Below are 25,829 nucleotides of genomic sequence, written 5' to 3' on the forward strand. Positions count from 1 at the left end.
CGGCGCCCGCCGGCACCGGCCCCCGCGCCGACGGCGCCACCGCCGCGCGCCGCGCCGCCGACCTTCGCCCCCACCCGCCGGGTCCGAGCCTGCTTGATCTGGTGAAGCCGTGGTGGATCAAGTTCTGACAGGAGGCTATACAGAAGCTGTTCTGTGGCAGGTCGAACGAATGAAGATCGTCGCGGAAAAACCCTGGGAATACCGCATCGAATCTCGGGGTGATGAGGTCAAAGCCATCATCCTGAACGGCACATCGGCCATCTACAACACGGAAGTCTTGCTGTCCGCAGAGGAAGCTCGACTCCTGAGACAGGACAAGAATAACGTGGATCGGATCATCGAGAACATCAAAAAAGATACGTCTCGGTCGCCGGCGCGCTGAGCGAGCCCTGCGGCGCCGTCGTGGTCAGAGGTCGACGATCTCGCCCGGGCAGCGTTTGTACGGGTGCGCGCGGCCGTACGGGTCGTGGCCGCAGGCGCACCGCCGGTGGTCCTCGTCCGGCGAGGGGGGCCCACGGCGCCGACCCGCAGCCGCGGTAGGTCGGCGGGTAGCCGGGCGTGGGGGTGGCGGGGCCGCGGCAGGCAGCGCGGTGGGGCCTCGAACCCGGCCCCCGTGCGGCGCTGGAAGGGGTACGATGCCGCCCATGAACCGCGTTTCCAAGAGGATGACGGCGGCGGTGATCGCCCTCGCGGCGGCCGCAGGCGGCTACGGGCTCCTGAGCTCGCGCGGGTCCGACGCGAAGACGCTGGTCGGGCGCGTCTGGATCGAGCGGATTCCGAGGGACGATACGGACCCGATCGAGCTCGTCGCGATCCTCGCCGACGAGCCGATCGGCATGTTCCGGCGTGCGTCCCGGTACGAGGGCTCGTATGCCCTGTTCCGTTACGAGCTCCGCGGCGACGACAAGCTGCAGCTGCTCTTTCCGCAGGACAGGTCGAAGCACGAGGTCGCCTTCGACGCGCGGCCGTGCGACGTGAAGGGCTTCGACTACTGCCTCGATCTGAGCGGCTCTCCGCGGGGCGCGGCGAAGTACTACAGCCGGAAGGAATGGGAGATCGACGGGAGCGACCCGGCGGCGCTGGAGGACGCGCTGCGAGCGCTCGGCGAGGAGCTGCTCGCGTCGCCGCCGGCGCCGTGACGGGGCGAGGGACGAGGGCACGGCGCGGGCGGGCCTCTGGCCGCGCGGATCACCAGCCGTCGGCCACGCGGATCGCGATCTTTCCCACGGTGCGGCCCGACTCGATGGCGCGGTGGGCCTGCGCGAGCTCGCGCACCGGGTAGCTCGCGCCGACGACGGGCCTGACGTGGCCCTGCTCCGCCAGCGCCGCGACCGCGGCCAGCGCGCGGCCCTGCGCGTGCGGGTCGAGCCGCCAGATCGAGGCGGCCCCCATCACGTGGTAGACGAGCGACGCCGCCTTCATGAACAGCCGATCCGCGACCGGCGCCGGCGTCGGCACGATGCTCACCACCGTGCCCATCGGCGCCACCGCGTCGAGCGCCTGATCCAGGGCGCTGCCTCCGGCGTTGTCGAACGCCGCCGCGACGCCCGCCCCGCCGGTCAGATCCCGGCAGGCCTGCCCGACGTCCTGCGCGGCGTGATCGAGCACGACCGCGGCGCCGAGCGCGCGGCACAGCGCCGTCGACTCGGGTCGGCTGGCGGTCGCCACGGCCCGGAGCCCGAGGTGCCGCGCGAGCTGCAGCATGAGGTGCCCCACCCCGCCAGCGCCCGCGGTGATCAGCACCGTGGCGCCGGCCGCGGGCCGCGCGCGGGCGAGGCACTCCCAGGCCGTGACGCCGGCCAGCGACAGGCACGCGGCCTGCTCGTGCGACAGGGCCGCCGGCTTGCGGGCGATGGTGCGGCTGTCGACCACCACGAGCTCCGCGTTCGCGCCCTGCCCGAACAGGCTGGGAGAGCCGAACACGTCGTCGCCGACCGCGAGCGCCTCGACGCCGGGGCCGATCGCGTCGACGGTGCCGGAGACGTCGTAGCCGAGCACCAGCGGGAACCGCCGCTCGATGCGGCGCGGCCCGGGCGCCGGCGAGCGCGCCCGGATGTCCGCCGGATTGACGGACGACGCGACTACCCGCACCCTCACCTGGTGCGGCCCCGGCGTCGGCTCGGGCAGCTCCAGCGGCGCGAGCTGCGAGGCGTCGCCGTGGCGATGGATTCCGATGGCCTTCATGCGTTGCGCTCCTCACGATCGGCGCCGACGTGCAGCGGCGCCGGCGCAGTGTGGTCACCGGCGGCCGCCGCGTATTGAACGATGTCGACATCGAGGCTCGCCGCCGCCGACAGCGAACGCCGCGCGTCGCCGCTCCGCGCGCACGCCGCGCCCGGCGCCGGCCAGCCCGGCGTGACCGGGCTCGTCGACGTGGCGGGGAGCGTCGCCTCGTGGGGCCCGCCGGCGCCGCGCGCGCTGCCGTCGCTGCACGCGGTCCTGAGCATCGGCCTGGTCGGCGAGATCCGGAGCGAGCGCGACGACCGCGCGGGAGGCGCGGTCTGGCTGTCGGGCGTCGCGACGCGCCCGTCCGGCTACCGGCTGCCGGCCGAGCTGCACGCCGTGATCGTCCTGCTCGAGCCGTGGGTGATCCCGGCGTGGTTCGGCGTCGACGCCGGCAGCCTCGTCGACCGCCGCATCGACCTGCGCGACGGGATCGGCGCGGCGCCCGTTTCGTGCCTCTTGTCGGCCGTGCGGCGCGAAGGCACGCCGCACGGCCGCCTGCTGGCGGTGCGGCGCTGGGCGGCCGGGCTGCCGCCGCGGGCGGAGGCGCCGGCCCCGCTGCGCGATCCACGGCTCGCCGACCGCGACCCCGCCGGCCTGGCCCGCGCGCTCGGCGTCTCGCTGCGCCAGTCGGAGCGGCTGCTGCGACGCCACCACGGGGTGACGCTGCGCGAGATGAAGGGGATCCGGCGCTTCCAGCGCGCGCTGGAGCATTTCGACGAGGACCTGTCCTGGGCCGCGCTGAGCGCCGACGCGGGGTTCGCCGACCAGAGCCACCTGTGCCGCGCCGTGCGGCGGTACGCCGGCATGACGCCCGCGGCGCTGCGGGGCGCGGCCCGGGCTAGCTGGATCGCGCCGCTGTATCGGCCGCTCGGGTGCCGCGATCGGCTCGTCGCGCTCTGACCCGGCCCGCTTCGCCCGGCGAGGCCCCGCGCTCGGCGCAGCGCGAGCAGAGAGAACGCGAAGCCGCCCGGAGGTGAGCACCCCGAACGAGACCACCCCCGCCGCCGCCGCAACGCTCCGAGGAGCGCGCCCGCCGGCTGGGAGACCTGCGGGGCTACCCGCGGACGAACGGAAGATACTGTGGCTGCCAGAACCGCGCCTTGACGTAGCTCTCGGCGGTCTCGGGGCTGACCTTCGCGCTCCCGGCGACGCCGTCGGCGAAGGCCGCGCGGATCACCGCGGTCGCGACCCTGGCGGAGACCTCCTGGAGCTCCTCCACGGGCGGATAGACGAGCCCCTTGTCGAGGTGCTTCTCCGCCGTGTAGTCGACGAGCGCGTACGCCGCCGCGAGCACCATGTCGTCGGTGATCTCGCGCGCGCCGGACAGGATGGATCCGAATCCGAGCCCCGGGAAGATGAAGGCGTTGTTGCCCTGACCGATGGGGATGGTCTCCCCGTCGATCTCGACGGGCGCGAACGGGCTCCCGGTCGCGACCAGCGCGCGGCCCTTCGTCACGGCGAGGATGTCCTCGGGGAGCGCCTCGCACGCGCTCGTCGGGTTGGAGAGGGGGAAGATGATCGGCCGAGGGGTGTTGTCGGCCATCGCCTGGATCACCGGCTCGCTGAACGCGCGCGGCTGGCCGGACAGCCCGAGGAGCACGGTGGCGCGCGCGTTCTGGAGGGTCTCGACCAGCGTCGGCACGGCCCCGGCCTTCTTCCACCCGGCGATCTTCTCCGGCGCCTGCGCGAACCTGCGCTTGTACTCCTCCACGGGGCGGTCCTGCGTGAGGAGGCCCTTCGAGTCGAGGACGAAGATGCGGGCGAGCGCCTGCTCCTCGGTGAGCCCGTCCCGGATCATCCCCTGGCAGATCGCGGAGGCGACGCCGATGCCGCCCGCGCCCGCGCCGTGGATCACCACCGATTGATCCCTGAGCGCCTCGCCGCGCAGCCTGCACGCGCTGATCACGCCGGCGAGCGTGACGGCCCCCGTCCCCTGGATGTCGTCGTTGAACGACGGGATCACCCTCCGGTACCGCTCCAGCACCGAGAAGGCGGCCTCCTTGGAGAGGTCCTCCCACTGGATGACGGCGCGGGGACAGCCGCTCTTCACGGCGTCGACGAACTTGTCGAAGAAGTCGAAATAGGCCTCTCCGCGGAGGCGGCGCTGGCGAACACCGAGGTAGAACGGGTCGTTGATGAGGTCGGTCCGGTCCGTCCCGACGTCGAGCACCACGGGCATCGTGTGGAACGGGCTCACGCCGCCGCCCGCGGTGTAGAGCGCGAGCTTGCCGATCGGGATGGCGAGCCCGCCATAGCCCTGATCGCCGATCCCGAGGATCGCGGAGGAGTCGGTCGCGACGATCATGCGGACGTCCTCCCAGGGGAAGCTCTCGAGCACGCGCCGGGCGCGATCGATGTTGAGGGGAGAGAACGAGACGCCTCGCGCGCTCTGGTAGAGGAAGCTGAACTGCTGCACGGCCTCGCCGACGGTCGGCGTGTAGACGACAGGCAGCATCTCCCCGAGGTGGCGCACGAGCAGCGCGTAGAAGAGGATCTCATTGCGCTCCTGGAGCGCCCGCAGGTATTGATATCTGGCGATCGGCGTCGGCTCGCGCCGAAACCCGCCGTAGACGCGGGCGAGCTGCTGATCCATGGTATTGACCTGGGGCGGGAGCAGCCCATCGAGCCCGAGGCTCACGCGCTCCTCTGGCGTGAAGGCCGTCCCCTTGTTGGTCATGACGAGCCTGAGCAGCGCGATCCCGTCGAAGTATACTTCCATGTACTCGCGGCCGAGCGCGTCCTTCTTGATGTCGAAGTACCTTGAAATCTTCGCCATCGCCCAAGCCTAGGTCGACGCGGGATAGAATACCAGGCACGACGCCCTCGACGAGGGGGCGCCGCTCTCGCCGGACACGGTTGAATCGCTCAACTCGCCTGTCCGGTGCAGCGCAGGGGCTCTAGAGCACCGAACAGGCTGGAATCACGAGCCAATGAGGGGAATTTGAACCACGGAGGCATCGAGGGCACCGAGGGAAGAATTGTATTTCTCCTCTCTCCTCTGTGTTCTCTGTGCCGGTCTGGTCGTTTGCCGGAGCTCCACCCGCTCTAGCGCCGCCCGGGGGGGGCGCCCTCCGGCTCCTCGCTCCACTCGACCACGATCGACTCCTCTCTCCGCGCGGTGCGCGGGCCGCTCCGCTCGATGGTGACCGAGTCGATGCTCGTGGGCGGCTCGTCGCTCCAGTCCACGGCGATGGAGTCGACGTGGGTCGGCCCGCTCGCCGAGAGCGCGGTGGGAGCGCTCGCCTGGAGCGTGGTGGACGCGCTCACCGCGTCCGGAGCCGCGGGCCACGGCCGCGCCGGCAGCGTGACCGCGTCGGGGTCGAGGCCCTGCGCGAAGCGCGACGCATAGGGGGGCGGCTCGCCGCGCAGGAGGGCGCGCACGTCCTCGAGCATCTGGCGCGCGTCCGGGTAGCGCTGGTCGCGGTCGAAGGCGAGCGCGCGATCGACGACGAGGCACACGTCGCGCGGCACGCGCGGCGCCCGCCGGGCGAGCGGCGGCGCCGGCTCCTTGCCCATCTTGAGCAGGAGATCGAAGTCGGTGCTCGCCTCGTGCACGTGGCGTCCGGCGAGGAGGCGGAACATCGTGGCGCCCACGGCGAACAGGTCGGCGCGCGCGTCGATGTCCCGGCCCTTGGCCTGCTCCGGCGGCATGTACGGCGTCGTGCCGAGCACGATGCCCATCCGCGTGAGCTCCCCCTGGAGGCTACTGTCCTGGCGGATCCGCGCGAGCCCGAAGTCGAGCACCTTGACGCGCTCGCCTCCGCCGGCGGGGGCCGCGCCCCGGCTGTCCCCGCGGACGACGTACAGGTTGGCCGGCTTGATGTCGCGGTGGATGATCCCCTGCGCGTGCGCCGCGCCGAGCGTGTCGAGCACCTGGGCGGCGAACCCGAGCACCTCGGCGAGCGGGACGCCGCCGAGCCGTCGCTCGCGCTCGGCGAGCGACTCCCCGTCGAGCAGCTCCATCACCAGGAACGGCGCGCCGTCCTCGGCGACGTCGATGTCGCGGATCTCGACGGCGCCCGGGTGGCGGAAGCGGTTCGCGGCGTGCGCCTCGCGCTCGAACCGGTCGCAGATCTCCTTCGACTGCGCCGCCTGCGGGTGCAGGATCTTGAGCGCGTCGCGGCGCCCGATGCGGTGGACGCCGACGTAGACGGCGGCCATGCCGCCGGCGCCGAGCAGCCGTTCCAGGGTCCACTTGTTGCGGATCGTGGTTCCCACGCGTCGCAGGGCCGTGTCGCTCATGCGGATCTCGCCTCCATGGGAGCGGCGCGGCGGCACGCGGTCAAGGCGGATGTGGGTTCGCGTGCCCCACGCGCGACGGGCCGCGGGGCGGGCGGCCGCACGGCGACCATGGTTTCAGTCGGCGATCCGGTCGGCGACTGGAATACATGGTGATGCACCGGCGGTCCATCGCTGTCGCTCACACGCGGCCGGATGCCGTCGGGTGCAATGCCTTGTTGAACGAAACCGCCACCCGTCAGGAGAGCACTTCCCATGTGGGCCGTGACACCCCCTGCTCGCTCAACTCGCGGCCCTTCCGCCCCGATACGGCGACGCCCGCGAGCTCGTGCCGCGCATCGAGCACGCCTCCCCCCCGAGAGCCCCGTGAAGGCGTCGACCCGGGCCTTTTCGCGGCCGTCGTCCGGCGCGCCGGACCCGAGCCACCTCCCCTCGACGTCGGCCTTCCAGGGCAGCCCCTCGCCGTCCCCGAGGGCCAGGAGCGCCCTGCCCGAGGGCCGCCCCACGCGGCCGCCGAAAACTGGCCATCCTCCCCCTCCTGTGCACTACGGTCGCCCGCCATGGACACGCCGCCCCGAACGCGCGCCGGAGCCCCGCTCGCGGCGCGCCGCCCTGCGTTCGCGTTCCTCGCCCTCGCCGCGCTCCTCGCCGGCTGCGGCAAGTCCCAGCCCGGGAGCACCGCCGATTCCCCGGTCGAGGCCCAGGGCAGCGCCGCCGCGAAGGACGCCCCGCAGGGCGCCTCCCCGCCCGACGCCCCCGCCTCCGCTGAGGCGGCCGAGGACGAGCCGCCGCCCGGCCAGCCGGTGAGCGCGCCGATCGTCTCGCTGAGCGGCGTCGCCACCCTGCCCCCGCCGCCCCCCGAGGGCAGCCCGCGCCTCGCCAGCACCGCGCTGCTCACCCGCGTCTACGCCCGGCCCAGCACGTCCGCGAAGCGCGTCGGCTTCCTGCGCGCCGGCGCGATCGTCGAGATGGATCCCGAGCCCGCCGGCACGGACGGCTGCCCCGGCGGCTGGCGCAAGATCAAGCCGTTCGGCTACGTCTGCATCGGCCCCGACGCGACGCTCGATCTCCAGCACGAGATCGTCCGCGCCGCGAGCCGCCGCCCGGACGTGACCGACAAGCTCCCGTACATGTACGGCATCGTGACGCGCGGCGGCCCCGCCTACGCGCGCATCCCCACCGAGGAGCACCTCGCGCAGTACGAGCCCAACCTGGAGAAGCACCTCGATCGCTGGGCCAAGGACGAGGAGAGCGGCGCCGCCTACGGCCTCGACGTGTGGCTCAAGTGGAGCGCCGAGCGCCCCCCGCCCGCGCTGGAGGCGCTCGCGCAGCGCATCACCGATCGCGACATCCCCTGGTTCCTGCGCGACGGCCGGCTCGCCCCCAACCTCTCCGGCCTCATCAAGTCCGACGACGCCGTGAAGATCGACGCGATCTCCCGCCGCAACGGCATGGGCTTCGTCGAGTCCTTCCTTCACGAGGGGCGCCGCTACAACGTGACCACCGATCTGCGGGTCGTCCCCGCCGATCGCTTCCGCCCCATCCGTGGGTCGGATTACCACGGCGTCGAGATCGGCAAGGACATCGACTTCCCGTTCGCGCTCGTGCGCCGCCCCGGCGGCAAGCGGTGGCGCGTCGAGGGCAAGAAGCTCGTCTCCGCCGGAGAGCTCGAGTGGCGCGCGGCCGTGCCCCTGACCGGAAAGCAGCAGTTCTTCGGGGGCAAGCTGCACTACGAGACCAAGGACGGCGCGTGGATCGACGACCGCCACGCCGGCCGCATCGACCCGGCGAAGCGGATGCCCGCCTGGGGCAAGCGGGGTGAGAAGTGGATCGACATCAACCTCACGAAGCAGGTCCTGGTCGCGTACGAGGGCGAGACGCCCGTCTATGCCACGCTGATCTCGAGCGGCGAGGCGGGGCTCGAGGACCACGAGACCAGCACCGCGACCAAGCGCGGCATCTTCCGTATCCACACGAAGTACATCTCCATCACCATGGACTCGGACGCGGTCGGCGAGGAGTTCGAGCTGCGCGACGTGCCGTACGTGCAGTATTTCGAGGAGGGCTACGCGCTGCACGGCGCCTACTGGCACGACAAGTTCGGCCGGCCGAAGAGCCACGGCTGCATCAACCTGTCGCCGGAGGACGCGCGCCGCCTGTTCTTCTGGACCGAGCCCGCGGTCCCGCCTGGCTGGCACGGCTCGGCGCGCTCGCTGACAGGAACCGTGGTGTTCGTGCACCCCTGATCGACGTGGGATCCACGCGACGACCTGGGGTGCGAGGCGCCCGGCGGGTCTCTCCTCGGTCCGAGCCGGTCGTGGCCGGAGCCGTCGTGTTCATGCTCCCGCGTTCGACGGCGCGGCCGGCGACGTGGGGCGCCCGTCAGGCCCCGTGCGCCCAGGGACGGCCCCGCGCCGAGGGGCATCCCGAAGGAGCCGGACGGATCGATCGAGGGTCACACTTCGTGCGCGAGCCGGCGCGACCACGCGCCGAGTCGTGGTAGCGTCCCGCCATGCAGCTTGCGGTCGTGGGAACAGGGTATGTCGGCCTCGTTGCCGGCGCGGGGTTCGCGGACTTCGGGAACGACGTGGCGTGCGTCGACGTCTCCGCCCCCAAGATCGAGATGCTCAAGCGCGGAGAGGTGCCGATCTACGAGCCCGGCCTCGACGTGCTGATCGCCAAGAACACGCGCGACGGTCGCCTGCGGTTCTCCACCGACATCGCCGGCGCCATCCGCGACGCGGAGATCGTCTTCATCGCCGTCGGCACGCCGCAGGCCGAGGACGGCTCCGCCGACCTGTCCGCCGTCGAGGCCGTCGGCGAGACCATCGGCAAGAACCTGAACAATTTCAAGGTGATCGCCACGAAGAGCACCGTCCCGGTCGGGACGGCGGACCGGCTCCGGCAGATCATCGGCGCGCACACCTCGCAGCCGTTCGCGGTCGCGTCGAACCCGGAGTTCCTCAAGGAGGGGGACGCGGTGAACGACTTCATGAAGCCGGACCGCGTGATCATCGGCTCGGACGACCCGAAGGCCCGCGAGATCCTGCGCCACCTCTACAACCCGTTCGTGCGGGCGAGCGATCGCATCCAGCTCATGGATGCCCGCTCCGCCGAGCTCACGAAGTACGCCTCCAACGCCCTGCTCGCGTCGCGCATCTCGTTCATGAACGACCTCGCCGTGCTCGCGGAGAAGCTCGGCGCCGACATCGAGCTCGTGCGCAAGGGCGTCGGGGCCGATCCGCGCATCGGCACGAAGTTCCTCTTCGCGGGCCCGGGGTTCGGCGGCTCGTGCTTCCCCAAGGACCTCTCGGCCATCCTCCACACCGCGAGCGCGGTGGGGCACGACCTGGAGATCGTCCGGGCGACGGAGCGCGTGAACGCGCGGCAGAAGCGGCTGCTCGCGAGCAAGGTGCGCGCCCACTTCGACGGCGCGCTGAAGGGGCGGACGATCGCGATCTGGGGGCTCGCGTTCAAGCCGCAGACCGACGACATCCGCGAGGCGCCGTCGCTCACGCTGATCGACGAGCTGCTCGAGGAGGGCGCGACGATCCAGGCGCACGACCCGCAGGCGATGACCAACGTGCGGGCGCTCTACGGCAACCGGATCCTCCTGAGCGACGGCATGTACGGCGCGGCCGAGGGCGCGGACGCGCTGGTGATCGTGACCGAGTGGCACGAATACCGGCGCCCCGACTTCCACCGGCTGAAGCGCATCCTGAGCTCCCCGACGCTGTTCGACGGCCGCAACATCTGGGAGCCGGACGAGCTCCGCGGCATGGGCTTCGTCTACACCGGCATCGGCAGGAAGTAGCGCGCGGCTCAGCCGTCGCCCGGGTCCTGGGACGGCGCGGCGCGGCGGCTGCTCGGCGGCTCCTCGCCGGTGTGCCGATCCCAGCGCCGCTCGAGCATCTTCCGGTCCACCCCGATGAGCCGGGCCGCGGCCGCCTTGTTGCCGCCGCAGCTCTCGATCGCGTGGTGCAGCACCGCGCGCTCGATCACGCGGAGCTTCGAGCCGAGCCGCTCGGGCAGCGCGAGCAGCGCGCGCGCCAGCCGGTCGATCTCCGCGGTGGCATCGACGACCGGGCGCTCGCGGGCCAGATCCTCGAGCGTGGGCACGTCGATGAGGTCGTCGTCCGCGAGCAGCGAGAGCCGCTCGACCACGTTCCGGAGCTCCCTCACGTTGCCCGGCCAGGGCCGCCGGACGAGCCACGCGATCGCGTCGTCCGTGTAGCGGAGCTTGCGCGGCAGCTCCGCGGTGAACGCGAGGAGCAGCTCGATGAGATCGGCGTCGCGCTCGGCGAGCGACGGGACGTGCACCGTGACGACGTTCAGCCGGTAGAAGAGGTCCTCCCGGAAGCGCCCCTCGCCGATGCGCTTCTCCAGGTCCACGTGGGTCGCGGCCAGGACGCGGGCGCGCAGCGGGATCTCCGACTCGGCGCCGAGCGGGCGGAAGCGGCGGTCCTCCAGGACGCGGAGGAGCTTCGCCTGGAGCTCGCCCGGCATCTCGGCGATCTCGTCGAGCAGGATGGTGCCCGCGCCCGCCAGCTCGAGCTGGCCGCGCATGCGCTTGTCGGCGCCCGTGAACGCGCCGCGCTCGTGGCCGAAGATGAGCGACTCGATGAGCGTCCCCGGCAGCGCCGAGCAGTTGACCGCGACGAACGGCTCGCCGCGGCGCGAGCTCATCTCGTGCAGCGCGCGCGCGACCATCTCCTTGCCGCTGCCGGTCTCGCCGCGGATGAGCACCGTCCTGCTCGACTCCGCGACCCGCTCGATGATCCGGCGCACGCGCTCCATCGCCGCCGACGAGCCGAGCAGCGCCCTCGTCCCGAACGTGCGATCGACCCGCTCGCGCAGCCGCACCACCTCGCCCTTGAGCATCAGCCGCTCGCGCTGCCCCTCGATGATCGGCAGGAGCATCTCCGGGCAGAGCTCGTCCTTCAGCACGTAGTCCTGGGCGCCGAGCCGCATCGCCTCCCGGATCTCGGACAGCTCGCTCACCGAGGTGACCATCACCGCCGGCGTGCTGCGCCCCGAGGCGCGCACCCGCCGCAGGATCTCCAGCCCGCCGCGGTCGCGTGGGTCGTCCGAGAGGCGCACGTCGAGCAACAGGAGGTCCGGCGCGCTCCGCTCCACGGCGGCCATCGCGTCGTCCAGGCCGACCGCCTCCAGCACCTCCACCCCATCGAGCGCCGCGAGGATCTGCCGCAGCGCGCGGCGACCGCTCCGCTGATCATCGACGATCAGGATCTTCACGCAACCTCATGCTCTGCGGTGATGGAGACATCGGCGGCGGGGATGGAGATCACGAACCGGGTCCTGCCGTCGCGCCGCTCCGGGTTGATGGACCACCCGTGGGCCCGGACGATCCGGTGCGTGATGGCGAGCCCGAGCCCGGTCCCACGAGGCTTCGTAGTGTACCAGGGCGCGAAGACCCGCGACGGGTCTCCGGAGATGCCCGGCCCGCTGTCCCACACGACGAGCTCCGCGCCGTCCTTGGTGGGCGCCCAGACGACGCCGATGGCCCCCTTGTCGCCGGCCGCGTCGAGGCCGTTCGAGAGGAGGTTGACGAGCACCTGCGTGGCCTGATCCGGATCGCAGAGGAGCCGCGCCGCCGCGCTCACCCGCGCCTCGACGCGCCGCTTGCCGAGCTGGTCGCGCAGGAGCATCTCCGCCCGGCTCACGAGCTCCTCGACCGCGAGGCGGCGGCGATCGAGCTTCCGGTGGGTCACCCGGCGCAGGCCCATCACGAGCCGCTCCAGGCGCTCGACCTCCTCGCAGCCGATCTCGACCTCCTCGGCGTCCAAGCGCTGGCCGCTCGACCCGCGCTTGAACACGGACCGGAAGAAGTTGATGGGGTAACGCACCTCGTGGGTGATCTCCGCCGCGAGCGTCTCGATGAGCGCCGCGCGCTCGTCGCGCCACGCCGCGGCCTGCTCCCTCCGCCGCCGCTCCAGCTCGGCGTAGGTGTGCGCGTGCGCCAGGGCGAGCGCGGCCTGGTTGCCGATGGTGCGGAGCAGATCGAGGTCCTCGCTCGTGAACAGGGCGCCGCCGCGCTTCCGGCCCACCTCGAGCACGCCGAGCAGCCGGCCGCGGAACATGACGGTCAGCGACAGCTCGCCCGCGTCGTGCTCGGCCTGGCCGCGCTCGATCGGTCGCTCGCCGCTCGACTCCTCGGCCTCCACCCGCGGCTGGCCGGGGGCGGCGCCCGCCTCGGCCGCCTCGACGGCGACGCGGCGGAAGGTGACCCGCTCGCACGGCAGCCAGCGCGCCACGGTGCGCTCGACCGCGTCCGCGACCTCCTCGGGGTCGGTGACGAGCGTCAGCTCCTCGCTGAGCTGCTCGACGGTCGGCTTGTACTCCGCCCGCGCCGGGAAGAGCGTCCGGTCGCCGGCGCCGAGGGCGAACACGACGAGCGCCGCGCTGACCACCGCGGCGGGGGCGGCGACCTTGAGCGCGCCGAGCAGCGGCAGGCCGGCGTAGCCCGCGCACGCCGTGCAGAGGATCACGGTGAGCGCGACCATCATGCCGCCGAGGATGACGCGCGTGAGCGGGCGCGACAGGAGCGCGCGGCTCCCCCACAGATCGTGGCGGATGAACGCGACCACGGTGGAGACCGGCGTCAGCGCGAGCGCCGGGATCGCGAACCACGCGAGCGTCGACGCCGACACGCCGAGCATGGCCAGCATGAAGCCGGAGCCGATCACGAGGTAAGGCGGCGCCATCGCGAGCAGCAGCGCGCGGAGCTTGCGGCGGCGATCCCCCTCCGCCAGGGCGAAGCGGACGATCAGGGTGGCCGAGAAGAAGAAGAACGAGGTGACCACCAGGGTCGCGCAGACGCCCCGGAGCGCGACGGTGGTCCCGCCCATGGCGTGCGAGGCGAGGAGGCCGGCGGCGAGCAGGCCGCCGAGCCCGAGCGCGAGCCGGGCGCAGGACGGGTAGCGCGCGATGAGCGGGGCGTCGTCCGGCAACCGCAGCGCGAGGATGAAGACGCTCATCGGGACGAGCGCGTAGGCGACGTGGAAGAACGGGACGAGGGCGCGCGAGCTGTGGTAGTCGAACAGCGCGAACTGGAAGAGCGCGGTGAGCAGCGCGGTGGTCGCGAAGCTCCGGGCGAGCTTGCCGCGCGGGCTCGCGCTCATGGCGACGAGCGCGCCGCCCACGTGCAGCGAGGCGACGACCATGAGGCCGCCCGCGAAGAACCACCAGGCGAGCGGATCGAGGGGGACGAGGGACAGCTCGACGTCGCGCAGCCCGTCCCGCGTCTCGACCCGCGCGTGGAGCGTGCGCCGCCCCTCGCGCGCGGCCTGCTCGACCGCGGCGTCCCACGCGCTGGCGCGGTAGCGCCCCGTCGTGCTCTCGAGGCGCCAGCCGTTGACCTCGACGATGCGGTCGGGGAACCGGAGGCCCTTCTGGAACCCTTCCCAGGACGGCAGGCCGATGCTCGAGACCACGCCGTCCGGATCCACGAGGACGCCGGGAAATGGGCGCTCGTACCAGCGCAGCGCGTTCCTCATCCCGAAGCCGCCCAGAACGAGCGCCGCGAGGACGACCGCCGCAAGGAGCCAACGCCGATTCGCGATTGCTGGCATCGGGAGACTCGGCCGCGCGAAAATTGCGCCCCGAGCCACTCACGATACGCTGGAACCCTGGGTGAACCAACGGGGCTCGCGCGCCAGATCGGGATGCGAAGCCACACGCTCCCCCCGACGCGGAGGATCCGAGCGGCGCTGTTCCGCGATGCCCATTACGTTTCGCCCGGGAGAAGCGAGCGGGATCACGCGACAGGCGGGGCGAGCGAGCTCGCCCGGAGCGCGGCGTCCACGACGTCGCGCGCCGCGGCGCTCGCGAACAGGGCGTCGGCCAGCTCGCCGAACCCCGACTCGATCGCCTCGATGGCCGCGGCGTCGGTCGCGGATCGCTCGAGCCGATCGAGCAGGGCGGCGAGCTCGCCCCGCACGCGCGGCGATCGCGCGGGCGCCGCGCGGGTCGCGGCGAGGCCGCGGACGAGGACCACGAGCTGCCGCAGCACCGCGCCCGGGCCGTGGGCGCGACGGCGCCGCGCGTCGCCCGCGACGAGCCGGGCGTGGCGCGCGAGGGCGCAGGCGCCGTGGCAGAGGCCCGGATCGGCGAGCAGCGCCCGGACGGCCCAGCGCGCGAGGCGGCGGGAGTACAGGCGACGGGCGAGCCGGCCCCGGGCGCGGGCGTCGTGCCACGCGCGCGCGGCGTCGTCCTCGCCGAGGAGCACGAGCGCGAGCGCGAGCGGATCGCCGGCCGCGAGGCACGCGCGGCCCGCGTGGAGGCGGCCGTAGCCGTGCTTGGCGTTGTGCCCGTCGCGATCACGCGCGCCCGGCAGGACGTCCCAGGGATCGGCGAACGGCGCGGCCGAGGCGGGCGCGGCGGGGGGGACCCGGGCGAGCGTGCGCGTGACGACGGCGTCGAGCTCCGGGAGGCGCAGCGCGGGGTTCTGCGACAGGACGAGGAGCAGCGCGCCCGCGGCCACGGCGGAGGCCCCGCTCGACTCGGCGTGGCAGAGCCGCTCGGACTCGGGCGGCGCGCCGGGGACCGGCGGCAGCGGGCAGGCGAGATCATCGCCGGGCGAGAGCCACCGCACCGCGGGGCCCCGGTTGGCGAACGGGCGGCTGCGCCCCCGGCGGTCCCGCCACAGGAACCAGCCGTCGTCGTCGCGGGCGCCCGGGCCGACGCAGAACACCCGCGGGTCGCTCGCGGGCTCGCCCAGCCCGAGCGAGAAGCTCGCGTGCAGCGACTCGGGAGGGCTCGACGCCTCGCGGCCGGTGGGGAACACGACCGGGCAGCCTCGGCCGCGGCGCCCGAGGCGGACGGCGAGCTCGAGCGCGTCGTCCAGCATGGGCGACATCGAGCCCTCGACGTACGCGGCGCAGACCACGACGTCCGCGCCGTCGCTGACCGCCTGGACGATCGCGACCGGGAGGGCCAGGACGCACGAGCCCGGCTTCGGGATCAGGTAGAGCCGCGGCGAGGCGTCCGGCGCGACGCCGCGGAAGCCGCCGGGGCGCCGGGTCCCGACGGCCCACGCCACCATGAACGCGCCGTGCGCCTGGCTGCGCGGCGGGACATCGAGCATGACGAGCACCTCGCGGTCGAGGCCGAGCTCTTCGACCGCCCAGGCGTCGTCGTCGATGACCGCGAGGCGCATGCCGGCGCCGCGCCCCGAGCGGCGGCGATCGACGCCGATGCCGCCGCCCTCGGCGCGCAGGAACCAGCGGCCGGGCGTCGCGGGGTCGTCCTCGTCGCCCCCCGAGGCGCGGCGCACGGGCCACGCCTCGGGCCGCGCCACGACGGCCCCCTCCGCGTCGAAGCGGGGGGCGACGGCGGCGCTCGGCCGCAGGGCGGAGGCGACGTAGCGCACCGGGATGGCCGCGGCCGAGAGCGCCGCGGCGACCTCGGCGCGCCGCCCCACGCCGGGCGATCGGACGCGCAGCCAGAAGATGGGGGCCCGCGAGAGGACGCGCTCGACCTGCGCGTCGGGCCAGCGCGGCGACAGCGCCGCGGCCGCAGCGCCCGGCGCCACGGGGCAGCGCGTCGCGACGACGAGGTCGAGGGGACCGCCGTCGTCGTCGCCCGCCGCGGTGGGGACCGGGGCGTAGCCGAAGTCCCACGGGCGGCCGTGGCCCCGGCTCACGCCAGCACGGCCCTGGCCCAGGCGTTGAGCGCCTGGGCGCGGTTGGCGTAGCCGGGGCTCTCGACCTCGCACCGCGCGAGCTGGTGCGCCTGCGCTTCCCTCCCCTCGGCCCAGGCGGCGACGCGACGGGCCCCGAGGACCGCGGCCCGCCGCCGCGCGGCGCGGAAGCACCGGCGCTCGCCGTCGAGCATCGCCGCGAGCACGCCCGAGTCGAAGACCATGCGGCGGACGGGGACCAGGGCCGAGGGCGCGCTCGACGGCGGCGGCTCGCCCGGCGCCCTCGAGATCGCGGCCATGCCCCAGGGCGGCGTGGCGAGCGGCCCGTACGCGCTGCGCGGGTTCTGCCGGGCGGCGCGCTCCGGGTCGCGCTCCTCGGGCTCCCCCTGCGCCCTCGATCGGAGCTCCGACGCCAGGACGACAGCCCAGGCGCCGCCCCGCTCGTAGTCGTCCTGCCAGTCCATGACGTCGTCATGGAGCTGCAGCCCGAGCCACACCGACGAGAGCAGCCGCTCGAGCGCCGCGCGCCGCTCGGCCGTCCAGCCCGCGGCGTGCGCCAGGGCGATCGACGCCGGGAAGCCGACGCGCTGCTTTCCGAGGGAGAGCGCGTAGTAGCGGCTGAAGCCCGCCGGCTCGCCGCTCGCGAGGAGGCTGCGCTCGGCCTCGATCGCGAGCAGCGTGGCGTCGTCCGCGCGGGAGAAGTCGATCGCCGGGTCGTCGACGCCGGGCGCGACGCGCCGGAGCGCGGCGTCCCGGGCCCGCCGCGCGTGGGCGAGGATGGCCTCGAGCTGCCACGTCGGGCGGACCTGCGCGTCCTTGATGCGATCGGTGCCGAACGCCTCGATCACGGCCAGGAGGTGCGCGAGCAGCGCGTCCTGCACCGTGGCCCCCCGGACGCCCGGCATCGCCTCGGCGAGCAGCGCGGGCGCGGCCAGGGTGAACTCGTTGCTGAACACCGCGCTCCAGGGCACGTCGCGCGACGGCGCGAGGCCGAGCGTGTGGGCCAAAGCCTGCGCCTCGGCGTGCAGCATCCCGGGGAGGGTCCGCCAGAACGCCATGTAGAGCTCATCCACCCACTGGTTCTCATCCATGCGCGGACACCTCTCTCGCCCAGGGCGGCGCGGCGGGCGTCGAGGCGGCGGAGCCGAGGGCGGCTCTACGCGTCGGCACGGCGCCCGCGCCGGGTCGTGACAGCTCACATCGCGGCCGCGCGGGGGGGCGCGGAGCCACGCCGCGCCCGGGCCGCGGGCTCGGGGCGCCGGCAGATGGCGCCGGGGCGGCGCCGCGCCGGTGGGATGTACGCCGAGGGCGGTGCACCCCCGCCTGTCTCCTCCTCCGGCTCATCAATAAACGTTCGACTCCTTCCAGGGCGACAGGCACACGTTGAAGCGCTCCTCGACCACGATGGCCCGCCACTGGAGCACCTGCGCGGCGCTCAGCCCGTCGAAGAAGCCGCCGATCCAGGACCGGATGCGGCTGTTGAGCTGCGCGCGCACCCTGGCCGCGTCGGCCGGCTCCTCATCGGCCTCCGGCGCCACGACGTAGAGGGCGAGGAGCTGCTTGAACTCGTCGAAGTACTCCTGGTTACGGAGCAGCGAGATGTACAACGCGCGCAGCTGCGCGTGCGGATCGACCGAATTCTCGGGTTGCATGAGCCTCCGTCACCGGTCCGCGCCGGCGTCGACGGCCGCATTGCACGTCACGGGCCGTCGTCAGCCAGCGCGTAACTCGTTGAAATCATTCAACCGCCACCGGCGGCCAGCGGTGAACGGTACCCGAAACCGACCATCGCCTGCCCGAATCCGACCGTTCGCGCGTCGTCGAGGTCGTCCTCGCCGCGGGGGTGGACATGAACACGTCCAACCTTGCGCGCGCCCGACTCGGGATCTGCCGGAGTGTGCGATTCGCACCTTCCCATCCCGTTCAATTCACACTTAACCGATTCAGACAGTGAAGCTGGATCACTTCCCGCCGCCGAAGCTCGGACCGCCTCCGCTCGGAATGACGATGATGCCGCCGGGGCCGCTGCCACAGTCGCTGAGCGCGCTGAGGAGGATGATGGCGATGATCAGCACGACGACGAGGACGAGGATCGCGCTGGCGCGCGAGCTCGTCGATCCGCCGAACGCGGGGCTCGGGGGCGGCGGCAGGTTGAAGGCGGCGGCGAGCTCCTTGCCGGGCAGGGGGGCGCAGAACGACGTGCTGACCTCGGTCGGGGCCTGCTCGACGCTCACCTTGCCGTCGGGGCCCTGGTACTCCGTCGCCCGCACCGACTCGCCGATCTCCACCTTCCAGTAGAACTCGCCGATCACGTACTCGACCTCGGCCTGGACGCTCTGCTTGAACGCGTACGTCTTGCCCTGGTAGCTCGCGCTCGAGCCGCCCACCTGGACCTCGCCGGCCGGCAGCGGCGTCACGAGCTGCCACGCGCCGTCCTCTTCCATGAGCCACAGGTAGCCGACGCGCGGGCCGCCGTAGAGCAGGTACTCCCGCCAGCGGTAGCGCTCCCCTTCCACCGTGCAGCCCCGGACGACGAAGCCGATGCAGAGGACGCGCATGCCGCGGAGCTGCCCCTCGGCGCCGAGCGGGACGTACGGCTCCACGGGCGGCCGGGGGACCTGGCCGAGCGCGACGAGGGCGCCCTTCGTGAGGTCGCTCGCCGTGCCGCAGTAGCGGCAGACGATGCGCTCCGCGGTGCCGGGCGCGGCGAGCGGCAGGTTGCCGCCGCAGTTCGGGCACGCGACGGCCGTCACCTGCGCCGTGGGCAGCTCCACGGGCGCGCCGGAGTCGAGCTGCATCTCCGCCGGGTCGATCTGCCGGCCCAGGTAGAGCTTCGGCGGGATGCTCCGGCCGTCGCCGTAGTCGATCGTGCCGAACGCGCCGCGGAGCCCCGAGATGTCGGCGAAGCCGGTCACCACGCCCGGCGCGGCGACGTGGGGCATCTCCCCCTCGGCCGAGATCACGCGCCGGCGGCCGACCTCGACGACCGTGAACACGCCGTGCCCCTCGAGGTGGACGCGGCCGCCCGGCTGGAGGGAATTCCACGGCGGCAGGCCGTTCAGCGGGAGCGGCGCCTCGCTGGTGGCGTACCAGTGTCCCTGGGCGAAGGCGACCCACGTCCATCGGCCGCTGGCCGGGAAGGCGAGGAAGATCTCCTGCCAGGGCGCGCCCGGCGCGCCGGCGCGATCGAGCTGCACCCGGCCATCGACGACGAACGGCTCGCCGCCCCAGCGCCCGGTGACGCCGAGCTGCAGCGGCGTGGGGATCTCGACCAGGTCGGCGACGCGGCCCACGGCGCGGAGATCGCGGTCGGTGCGGGCGATGACAAACTTGCAGTGCCTGCACACCTGCGCCAGCGCGCCCGCAAAGCGGAACGTGATCGGTGCGCCGCACGAAGGGCACGCGGCTGCGCGGTCAAAGGGCGTGCTCACGCGAGCAACATACTAGAAGCGTCGAGCAGGGTGGCGAAAGCGTTTCGAGCGCGCGCAGCCGAGGAGGCTGTGGTCTCGCACGAGCAGTGCTAGGACCGCGCCGATGCCGGCCACCGACGTGAGCTCGACGCGCTCGACGGGCGACGCGCGCCCCGGGGAGGCGCGCCCCGGAGGAGCGCGGGCCGGGGGCGCGCCGCCCGCGGATACGTGGGCCGGGGGCGTTCCTCCCGCGGGTGCGCCGGCCGCGGGCGCGCCGGCGCCCTTCCCGGCGGCGGAGCCGCTGCCCCGCCTCGTGCACCCGGCGCTCCTCGTGAGCGTGTTCGTCATCGCCACGTCGGGGCTCATCTACGAGCTCATCACCGGCACGCTCGCGAGCTACGTGCTCGGGGACTCGGTGACGCAGTTCAGCTTCGTCATCGGCCTGTACCTGTTCGCGATGGGGATCGGCTCGTACCTGTCCCAGTACGTCGAGACCCGCCTCCTCGAGCGCTTCGTCGAGATCGAGCTCGGCCTCGCGCTCGTCGGCGGGCTCTCCGCGCCGATGCTCTTCCGCGCCTACACCGCGCTCGGGGCGTTCCGCGCGCTGCTCTACTCGCTCGTGCTGCTCATCGGCATCCTGGTGGGGCTCGAGATCCCGCTGCTCATCCGGCTGCTCAACTTCTCCCTGGATCTCAAGCGGCTCGTCGCGCGGGTGCTCACGCTCGATTACATCGGCGCCCTCGCCGCGAGCCTGCTCTTCCCCTCGCTGCTGCTGCCGCGCCTCGGCATCCACCAGACGAGCCTCTTCTTCGGCCTCCTGAACGCGGCGGTCGCGCTCACGAGCACGTTCCTCTTCCCGCTCGATCGCGCCGTCGTCGTCCGGCTGCGGGCGCTCTGCGCCGTCGTGATCGCGGGGCTCGGGATCGCCTTCGCGCTGGTGTCGCGGTTCATCGAGCGCTCCGAGGCGCTCTACTTCGGCGCGCCGGTCGTGTACGCGGCGCAGTCGCCCTACCAGCGCCTCGTCATCACGAGGAGCCCGCGCACGACGCGCCTCTTCCTGAACGGCAACCTCCAGTTCTCGTCGGACGACGAGCACCGCTACCACGAGGTGCTCGTGCACCCGGCCGTCGCCGCGCTGGGCCGCGATCCGCGGCGCGCCATGATCCTCGGCGGCGGCGACGGGCTCGCCGCGCGCGAGCTGCTCCGCTACCCGTCGATCGAGCGGATCACGCTCGTCGACCTCGACGCGGCGGTCACGACCGCCTTCCGCGACCTGCCGCTCGCCGCGGACCTGAACCGCGGCGCGCTCCACGACCCGCGCGTCGTCATCCGCAACGAGGACGCGTACAAGTTCCTCGAGGAGTCGACCGACGCGTACGACCTCGCGATCGTCGACTTCCCCGACCCGGGCAACTACGCCGTGGGCAAGCTGTACACGGACGCCTTCTACCACCTGCTCCGGCAGCGGCTCTCGGTGCGCGGGGTCGCCATGGTGCAGGCGACGTCGCCGCAGTACGCGCGCGAGTCGTTCTGGAGCGTCGTGACGACGCTCGAGGCGGCCGGCTTCACGACCGCGCCGCTGCACGTCTACGTGCCGAGCTTCGGCGAGTGGGGGTTCATCCTGGCGGGCGGCGAGGGGCTCACCGCGCCCGGCGCGCTGCGGCTCGATCCGGCCGAGCTCCGCTTCCTCGACGCGGGCGCCCTGCCCGGGCTCTTCCGGTTCCCCCGCGACCTCGGCCGCGTCGAGGCGCAGGTCAACCGGCTGAACGACCAGACGCTCGTCTCGGTGTACACGCGCGAGTGGGCGGAGTGGTCGCGGTGACGCGATGAACCGCCGCGGCTTCCTGAGCGCCGTCGGCGCGGGCTGGCTCGTGCACACGGCCCTCCCCGGCCGCGCCCCGCCGAGCGGCCGGATCGTCGGCGCCGCCCACGGCGCGGGCCACCTGCTCCGCGGCGGCGGCGCGCCCGCGGCGAGCGGCCCCGCGGAGCGCGCGGACGTCGTGATCGTCGGCGGCGGGGTGAGCGGGCTCTCGGCCGCGTGGCGGCTCGCGGGCGCCGGGCTCGACCTCCGGGTCCTCGAGCTCGAGCCGAGGCCCGGCGGCACGAGCGCGTGGGGCGAGGACGGGGTCGTGCCGTACCCGTGGGGCGCGCACTACCTCGCGGCGCCGAACCCCGAGGCGCGCGCGACGCTGCGGCTGCTCGAGGAGATGGGCGTCGTCACCGGGTGGGACGCGGCGGGGCGGCCCGTCTTCGATCCGCGGCGGCTCTGCCACGCGCCGGGCGAGCGGCTGTTCTACGAGGGGGCGTGGCACGCGGGGCTCACGCCCGAGGACGCGCTCTCGGGCGAGGAGCGGGACGAGCTCGAGCGGTTCCACGCGCACGAGGACGAGCTCACCGAGCTCACCGGCGCGGACGGGCGCGCCGCGTTCCAGATCCCGCTCGATCGCTCGTCGCGCGATCCCGAGCTCCTCGAGCTCGACCGGCTGAGCATGGCGGCGTGGCTCGATCGCGAGGGGTACCGCACGCCGTTTTTGCGCTGGTACGTGCGCTACGCGATGCTCGACGACTTCGGCGGCGAGCTCGAGGAGATCTCGGCCTGGGCGGGGCTGCACTACTTCGCCGGGCGCAAGGCGCGCTCGCCGGAGCTCGCGGGCAGCCGCTATCTCGTCTGGCCCGAGGGCAACGGCCGGCTCGTGAAGGCGCTGCTCGAGCGCGCGGCGCCGCGCGTGTCGCTGGGGGCGCTCGTCACGTCCGTGCGCCCGCGGCCGGGCGGGCGGGTGGAGGTGAGCTACGTCGACGTCGCGCGCGGCGAGGCGCGCCGCGTCGAGGCGCGCGCCGCGATCCTCGCGGCGCCGGCGTTCATCGTGCGCCGGATCTTCGCGGGCGGCGCGGCGCGCGGCCTGCCCGAGCGCGTCGCGTCGGCGTGGCTCGTCGCGAACCTGCACGTCCAGCGGCCCGTCGATCCGGATCACGCGTGGGACTCGGTCCTCCACGGCGCGGACGGGCTCGGCTACGTCGACGCGCGCCACCAGCTCACCGACCTCTCGGCGGCGACCTCGCAGCGCTCGCGCCTCTCGACGCCGACGCAGCGCACCGTGCTGACGTACTACCGCGCCTTCGGCGGGCCCGACGTGGCCGGAGCGCGCGCGGCGCTCCTCGGCGCGCCGTGGGAGGCGCTCGCCGACGGCGTGCTGCGCGATCTCGCGCCGGCGCACCCGCACCTCCGCGACGACGTGGACCGGATGGACCTCATGATCTGGGGCCACGCGATGCCGCGGCCGCGCCCCGGCTTCCTCGGCGCGCGGCCGTTCGAGCCGCTGTGCGCGCTGGACGAGCGCGTCGCGTGGGCCCACGTCGATCAGCCCGGGATGGCGCTGTTCGAGGAGGCGCACGCGTGCGGCGTCCGCGCCGCCGAGACCGTCGCGGCCGCGGCCGGGATCGCGCTCGGCGAGAGCTGGCTCTGAGCCCGCGCGCCTGCCACGTCGCCCCCGAGCGGGGAGCCCACGTCCTCTCCCATCTTTCAAGAGCAAAGTGCACACCATGGACGGCCGGCTCCAGGAGGGTCCGCCGACCGGTTCTGGGCGCGGTGGGGCGGCCGGCCCGGGAGATTCGGCCCAGGATTTCCGCTTTGCCCTCGCCTTGAACTTGCGCTGCCCCCCTGCTCCGCGTCTACTCTCTGCCCATGTTGCGGACCCGGTTTGCCGGGATGACGGATACCGGGCTGCTCCGGGACCACAATGAGGACAACCTCCTCGTCAGCGAGGAGTACCGTGTCGTGGCCGTGGCGGACGGCATGGGCGGACACCGCTCGGGCGACGTCGCGAGCCAGCTTGCCGTGAGCACCCTCTCGGACTTCCTGTCCGTGACGGTGGGGAGGGACGCGACCTGGCCGTTCCCTGCCGATCCGAACCTCACCGAGGAGGAGAACTACGTCGTCACCGGCCTCAGGCTGGCGAACCGACGCATCTTCGATCGCTCGCTGAAGACGCTCGCCGACTTCGGGATGGGCACGACGATCGTGGCGGCGATGTTCTCGAAGGACGCCGAGCACGTGACGGTGGGCCACGTCGGGGACAGCCGCTGCTACCGGCTGCGCGACAGCCAGATCACGCAGCTCACCCGCGATCACTCGCTCGTCAGCGACGCGGCCCACATGGCGCCGTGGATGACCGAGGAGGAGGTCCGGCAGCTCCCCGCCAACGTCATCACGCGCGCGCTCGGCATCCGCGAGGACGTGCTCGTGGATCTCGTGACGGACGAGACGCGCCACGGCGACGTGTACCTCTTGTGCTCGGACGGCCTGTCCGGGCTGGTGAGCGACGATCAGATCCTCGAGCTCGTGATGTCCAGCGGCTCGCTCGACGCCGCGTGCAAGGCGCTCATCGACCGGGCGAACTACTTCGGCGGCACGGACAACATCACGGTCGTCCTCGCCCGCGTCGAGGAGATCCCCGACGGCAAGCGCGCCTTCGTCGACGAGCCCACCCAGGAGTGCCGCTAGCACCGCGGCGCCCACGTCCGCCCCTGGCCTCGCGCCCAGCGTAGGCCCCGGCGAGGCGCCCCTCGCGGCCGGCGAGCCGGGCGGCGCTAGCCCGGCGCGCGACCTGCGCGGAGGGCGGCGCTCACAGGACGAAGTGGTCCATGAGCTGGAGGACCTCCAGGTTCAGCCCCTTCAGCGCGGCGCACTCCCGCTCGACCTCGGCCTGGAAGACCGGCTTGATGTGGTAGAGCATCGTCGGGAGGTCCCTTGGCGCGCGGTACTTCATGAGCTCGGCGCCGAGCGTCCGCGGCGTGTGGTGGCCGCTCACGGTGGCGAGCCGCTGCTCCCGATCGGGGAAGCTGACCTCCATGAGCAGCGCGCGGAGGTCCTGCTGCTGGTTCAGCACCTCCCACAGCCGCTCGGTCGGCCCGGTGTCGCCGCTGTACGCGATGGCGCCCCCGGTCCCCTCGATCACGAACGCCGCCGCGTCGATCGTGTGCGACACGCTGACCGCGCGCACGCGCCGCCCGGCGACCACCGTCGGGCGCTCCGGCTTGAGCTCGAGGTACTTGATGGTCGGCTGCGCGGGGGTCGGGATGACCGCGAAGTCGGGCCACAGCACGCCGTTGAAGAAGTGCTTCTTGAGCGTGCGCAGCGTCTCGCGCGTGCCCGCGATGACGAGCGGCGGGCACTCGAGCTGGCAGCGGTTGTCCGCGAGCGTCGCCAGGTCGCGGATGTGATCGAGGTGCGCGTGGCTCACCAGGCACGCCTCGATGCGCGCCTGCTCCGTGACCTCGAGCCCGCTCGTCAGCGAGCCGGCGTCGATGGCGAGGACGTCGTCGACGACGAACGCGCACGTGCGATGCCTGGGGGTCTCCCCGCCGTGGCAGCCGATGACCCGGAGCTCCACCGGCTCAGCTCTCTCCGCCGAGCTTGCGCGGCGTCTCCAGGAACTCGATGAAGTCGATGAACCGCCGCATGTCGGCCACCACGATCGCCGCGGGCGCAGGGGGCCCGTCCGCGAGGAGCTTCAGCCGGCGGAGCCGGGCCATCACCTCGTCCACCGTCTCTCGATCCACGTCGACCTCGCGCGCGATGTCCGCGGGCGACGTGCGGACGCGTATCCCTTCCGGGGTCTCCTCCCCGAACGCCTCGGCGTGGCGCGCCAGCGCGAGCATGACCCGCGCCTTCGGATCGCGGTGCATGAGGAGCTCGACGAGCGCGTTCGCCGCGTCGAGCCGCTTCGCCAGCTTCTTGATGAGCCGGAGCGCGATCTCGGAGTTGCGCTGCAGCATGGCTTGCAGCGTCCGCGCCTCGACCACGAGGCAGCGCGACGGCTCCACGACGGTGGCCGTCGCGTTCCGCGGCTTGCCGTTGAGGATCGCCATCTCGCCCACGAATTCGCCGGGCCCGAGCACCGCGAGCACCTTGTCCTCACCCGCGACCGACTTGCTGACCCGGACGGCGCCGGACTGGATGACGAACATGACGTCGCCGGACTCGCCCTCGCGGAAGAGCACGTCACCCGGCACGTACTCGCGTCCATAGCGGGCGAACGACGACTCCGACATTGCCTGCGAGTCTAGCGCCCAGCGTGACCGTGGGTCAAAAAGCCCGGTCAAAAGCTCTGGTGGAGCGGCCCTTCGGGGGCTCACCTCCGGGGCCTCTCGTTCCGGCGAGCCCCGTTTGTGGCTCGCCTGCACGAAAGCCCCTCCGGCGAGCCCCCGAAGGGCCGCTCCACCAGAGCTCTGGCCCCACAAAGCGCGAGGGGCCCTCCAGGCCAGTGTGCCGTGGAGGACCCCTCGCCCGCCTC

At 73.3% G+C, this 25,829-nt stretch carries 19 protein-coding genes; 8 read left to right on the forward strand and 11 right to left on the reverse strand.

Annotated elements, in window-relative coordinates:
- Nucleotides 1-109 precede the first annotated feature (109 nt).
- Both WMF31_RS24360 and WMF31_RS24365 read left to right on the forward strand, forming a co-directional pair.
- Nucleotides 110-382, forward strand: coding sequence for a hypothetical protein (locus WMF31_RS24360; RefSeq protein ID WP_436604236.1), 273 nt, complete (start codon nt 110-112; stop codon nt 380-382).
- A 262-nt stretch (nt 383-644) separates the two neighbouring features.
- Nucleotides 645-1,139: a hypothetical protein gene (locus WMF31_RS24365; RefSeq protein ID WP_436604237.1), complete on the forward strand. Its 495-nt coding sequence runs from the start codon at nt 645-647 to the stop codon at nt 1,137-1,139.
- A 49-nt stretch (nt 1,140-1,188) separates the two neighbouring features.
- Here WMF31_RS24365 and WMF31_RS24370 read toward each other — a convergent pair whose 3' ends face one another.
- The gene (locus WMF31_RS24370; RefSeq protein WP_436604238.1) at nt 1,189-2,184 is read right to left on the reverse strand and encodes a quinone oxidoreductase family protein; all 996 of its coding nucleotides are present in this window, start codon (nt 2,182-2,184) and stop codon (nt 1,189-1,191) included.
- Nucleotides 2,185-2,265: 81 nt separating this feature from the next.
- Between WMF31_RS24370 and WMF31_RS24375 the strand changes: the two genes are divergently transcribed.
- Nucleotides 2,266-3,126 (forward strand): helix-turn-helix domain-containing protein, encoded by an 861-nt coding sequence (locus WMF31_RS24375; protein ID WP_436604239.1) that lies wholly within the window; start codon nt 2,266-2,268, stop codon nt 3,124-3,126.
- A gap of 154 nt (nt 3,127-3,280) precedes the next feature.
- Here WMF31_RS24375 and WMF31_RS24380 read toward each other — a convergent pair whose 3' ends face one another.
- A complete protein-coding gene (locus WMF31_RS24380; protein WP_436604240.1) occupies nt 3,281-5,002 on the reverse strand; it encodes an NAD-dependent malic enzyme in 1,722 nt (573 codons plus the stop codon).
- A gap of 269 nt (nt 5,003-5,271) precedes the next feature.
- Entirely contained in the window at nt 5,272-6,468 is a 1,197-nt protein-coding gene (locus WMF31_RS24385; RefSeq protein WP_436604241.1) for a serine/threonine-protein kinase, read from the reverse strand.
- Between the two features lie 557 nt (nt 6,469-7,025).
- On the opposite strand from WMF31_RS24385, the gene WMF31_RS24390 reads away from it, so the two are divergent.
- Together WMF31_RS24390 and WMF31_RS24395 are read left to right on the forward strand one after the other, a co-directional pair.
- Nucleotides 7,026-8,711 (forward strand): L,D-transpeptidase family protein, encoded by a 1,686-nt coding sequence (locus WMF31_RS24390; protein ID WP_436604242.1) that lies wholly within the window; start codon nt 7,026-7,028, stop codon nt 8,709-8,711.
- A gap of 266 nt (nt 8,712-8,977) precedes the next feature.
- Entirely contained in the window at nt 8,978-10,279 is a 1,302-nt protein-coding gene (locus WMF31_RS24395) for a UDP-glucose dehydrogenase family protein (RefSeq protein ID WP_436604243.1), read from the forward strand.
- A gap of 8 nt (nt 10,280-10,287) precedes the next feature.
- Here the strand turns inward: WMF31_RS24395 and WMF31_RS24400 are convergent, their stop codons facing one another.
- From WMF31_RS24400 to WMF31_RS24425, 6 genes are all read right to left on the reverse strand, one after another.
- On the reverse strand, nt 10,288-11,721 hold the full coding sequence (locus WMF31_RS24400) for a sigma-54-dependent transcriptional regulator (protein ID WP_436604244.1): 1,434 nt from the start codon (nt 11,719-11,721) through the stop codon (nt 10,288-10,290).
- Nucleotides 11,718-14,057, reverse strand: coding sequence for an ATP-binding protein (locus WMF31_RS24405; RefSeq protein WP_436604245.1), 2,340 nt, complete (start codon nt 14,055-14,057; stop codon nt 11,718-11,720). The genes WMF31_RS24400 and WMF31_RS24405 overlap by 4 nt, the downstream gene beginning before the upstream one ends.
- A 185-nt stretch (nt 14,058-14,242) precedes the next feature.
- Nucleotides 14,243-16,129 (reverse strand): S8/S53 family peptidase, encoded by a 1,887-nt coding sequence (locus WMF31_RS24410; protein ID WP_436604246.1) that lies wholly within the window; start codon nt 16,127-16,129, stop codon nt 14,243-14,245.
- A complete protein-coding gene (locus WMF31_RS24415; protein ID WP_436604247.1) occupies nt 16,126-17,217 on the reverse strand; it encodes a hypothetical protein in 1,092 nt (363 codons plus the stop codon). The genes WMF31_RS24410 and WMF31_RS24415 overlap by 4 nt, the downstream gene beginning before the upstream one ends.
- A gap of 252 nt (nt 17,218-17,469) precedes the next feature.
- Complete coding sequence (locus WMF31_RS24420) at nt 17,470-17,778, reverse strand: hypothetical protein (protein WP_129347213.1); 309 nt, start codon at nt 17,776-17,778, stop codon at nt 17,470-17,472.
- 309 nt (nt 17,779-18,087) lie between these two features.
- Complete coding sequence (locus WMF31_RS24425) at nt 18,088-19,557, reverse strand: DUF4178 domain-containing protein (protein WP_436604248.1); 1,470 nt, start codon at nt 19,555-19,557, stop codon at nt 18,088-18,090.
- A gap of 103 nt (nt 19,558-19,660) precedes the next feature.
- Between WMF31_RS24425 and WMF31_RS24430 the strand changes: the two genes are divergently transcribed.
- The 3 genes from WMF31_RS24430 (at nt 19,661) to WMF31_RS24440 (ending at nt 24,037) form a co-directional block, all read left to right on the forward strand.
- The gene (locus WMF31_RS24430; RefSeq protein ID WP_436604249.1) at nt 19,661-21,358 is read left to right on the forward strand and encodes a polyamine aminopropyltransferase; all 1,698 of its coding nucleotides are present in this window, start codon (nt 19,661-19,663) and stop codon (nt 21,356-21,358) included.
- 4 nt (nt 21,359-21,362) lie between these two features.
- Nucleotides 21,363-23,000, forward strand: a complete 1,638-nt coding sequence (locus tag WMF31_RS24435) for an FAD-dependent oxidoreductase (protein ID WP_436604250.1) — start codon at nt 21,363-21,365, stop codon at nt 22,998-23,000.
- A 218-nt stretch (nt 23,001-23,218) separates the two neighbouring features.
- On the forward strand, nt 23,219-24,037 hold the full coding sequence (locus WMF31_RS24440; protein WP_129347210.1) for a PP2C family protein-serine/threonine phosphatase: 819 nt from the start codon (nt 23,219-23,221) through the stop codon (nt 24,035-24,037).
- 121 nt (nt 24,038-24,158) lie between these two features.
- Here WMF31_RS24440 and WMF31_RS24445 read toward each other — a convergent pair whose 3' ends face one another.
- Together WMF31_RS24445 and WMF31_RS24450 are read right to left on the reverse strand one after the other, a co-directional pair.
- Nucleotides 24,159-24,926 (reverse strand): MBL fold metallo-hydrolase, encoded by a 768-nt coding sequence (locus tag WMF31_RS24445; RefSeq protein ID WP_436604251.1) that lies wholly within the window; start codon nt 24,924-24,926, stop codon nt 24,159-24,161.
- 4 nt (nt 24,927-24,930) lie between these two features.
- Nucleotides 24,931-25,587: a Crp/Fnr family transcriptional regulator gene (locus tag WMF31_RS24450; RefSeq protein ID WP_436604252.1), complete on the reverse strand. Its 657-nt coding sequence runs from the start codon at nt 25,585-25,587 to the stop codon at nt 24,931-24,933.
- Nucleotides 25,588-25,829 lie beyond the last annotated feature (242 nt).

The sequence above is a fragment of the Sorangium sp. So ce1036 genome (genome assembly GCF_051369805.1).
GTDB classification, from domain to species: domain Bacteria; phylum Myxococcota_A; class Polyangia; order Polyangiales; family Polyangiaceae; genus Sorangium; species Sorangium cellulosum_F.

Excerpts from the sequence above, each read along its gene's own strand:
- WMF31_RS24365 (WP_436604237.1), top strand. The coding sequence starts at position 645 with ATGAACCGCGTTTCCAAGAGGATGACGGCGGCGGTGATCGCCCTCGCG.
- WMF31_RS24370 (WP_436604238.1), bottom strand. The coding sequence starts at position 2,184 with ATGAAGGCCATCGGAATCCATCGCCACGGCGACGCCTCGCAGCTCGCG.
- WMF31_RS24375 (WP_436604239.1), top strand. The coding sequence starts at position 2,266 with ATGTCGACATCGAGGCTCGCCGCCGCCGACAGCGAACGCCGCGCGTCG.
- WMF31_RS24380 (WP_436604240.1), bottom strand. The coding sequence starts at position 5,002 with ATGGCGAAGATTTCAAGGTACTTCGACATCAAGAAGGACGCGCTCGGC.
- WMF31_RS24385 (WP_436604241.1), bottom strand. The coding sequence starts at position 6,468 with ATGAGCGACACGGCCCTGCGACGCGTGGGAACCACGATCCGCAACAAG.
- WMF31_RS24390 (WP_436604242.1), top strand. The coding sequence starts at position 7,026 with ATGGACACGCCGCCCCGAACGCGCGCCGGAGCCCCGCTCGCGGCGCGC.
- WMF31_RS24395 (WP_436604243.1), top strand. The coding sequence starts at position 8,978 with ATGCAGCTTGCGGTCGTGGGAACAGGGTATGTCGGCCTCGTTGCCGGC.
- WMF31_RS24405 (WP_436604245.1), bottom strand. The coding sequence starts at position 14,057 with ATGCCAGCAATCGCGAATCGGCGTTGGCTCCTTGCGGCGGTCGTCCTC.
- WMF31_RS24415 (WP_436604247.1), bottom strand. The coding sequence starts at position 17,217 with ATGGATGAGAACCAGTGGGTGGATGAGCTCTACATGGCGTTCTGGCGG.
- WMF31_RS24420 (WP_129347213.1), bottom strand. The coding sequence starts at position 17,778 with ATGCAACCCGAGAATTCGGTCGATCCGCACGCGCAGCTGCGCGCGTTG.
- WMF31_RS24430 (WP_436604249.1), top strand. The coding sequence starts at position 19,661 with ATGCCGGCCACCGACGTGAGCTCGACGCGCTCGACGGGCGACGCGCGC.
- WMF31_RS24435 (WP_436604250.1), top strand. The coding sequence starts at position 21,363 with ATGAACCGCCGCGGCTTCCTGAGCGCCGTCGGCGCGGGCTGGCTCGTG.
- WMF31_RS24440 (WP_129347210.1), top strand. The coding sequence starts at position 23,219 with ATGTTGCGGACCCGGTTTGCCGGGATGACGGATACCGGGCTGCTCCGG.
- WMF31_RS24450 (WP_436604252.1), bottom strand. The coding sequence starts at position 25,587 with ATGTCGGAGTCGTCGTTCGCCCGCTATGGACGCGAGTACGTGCCGGGT.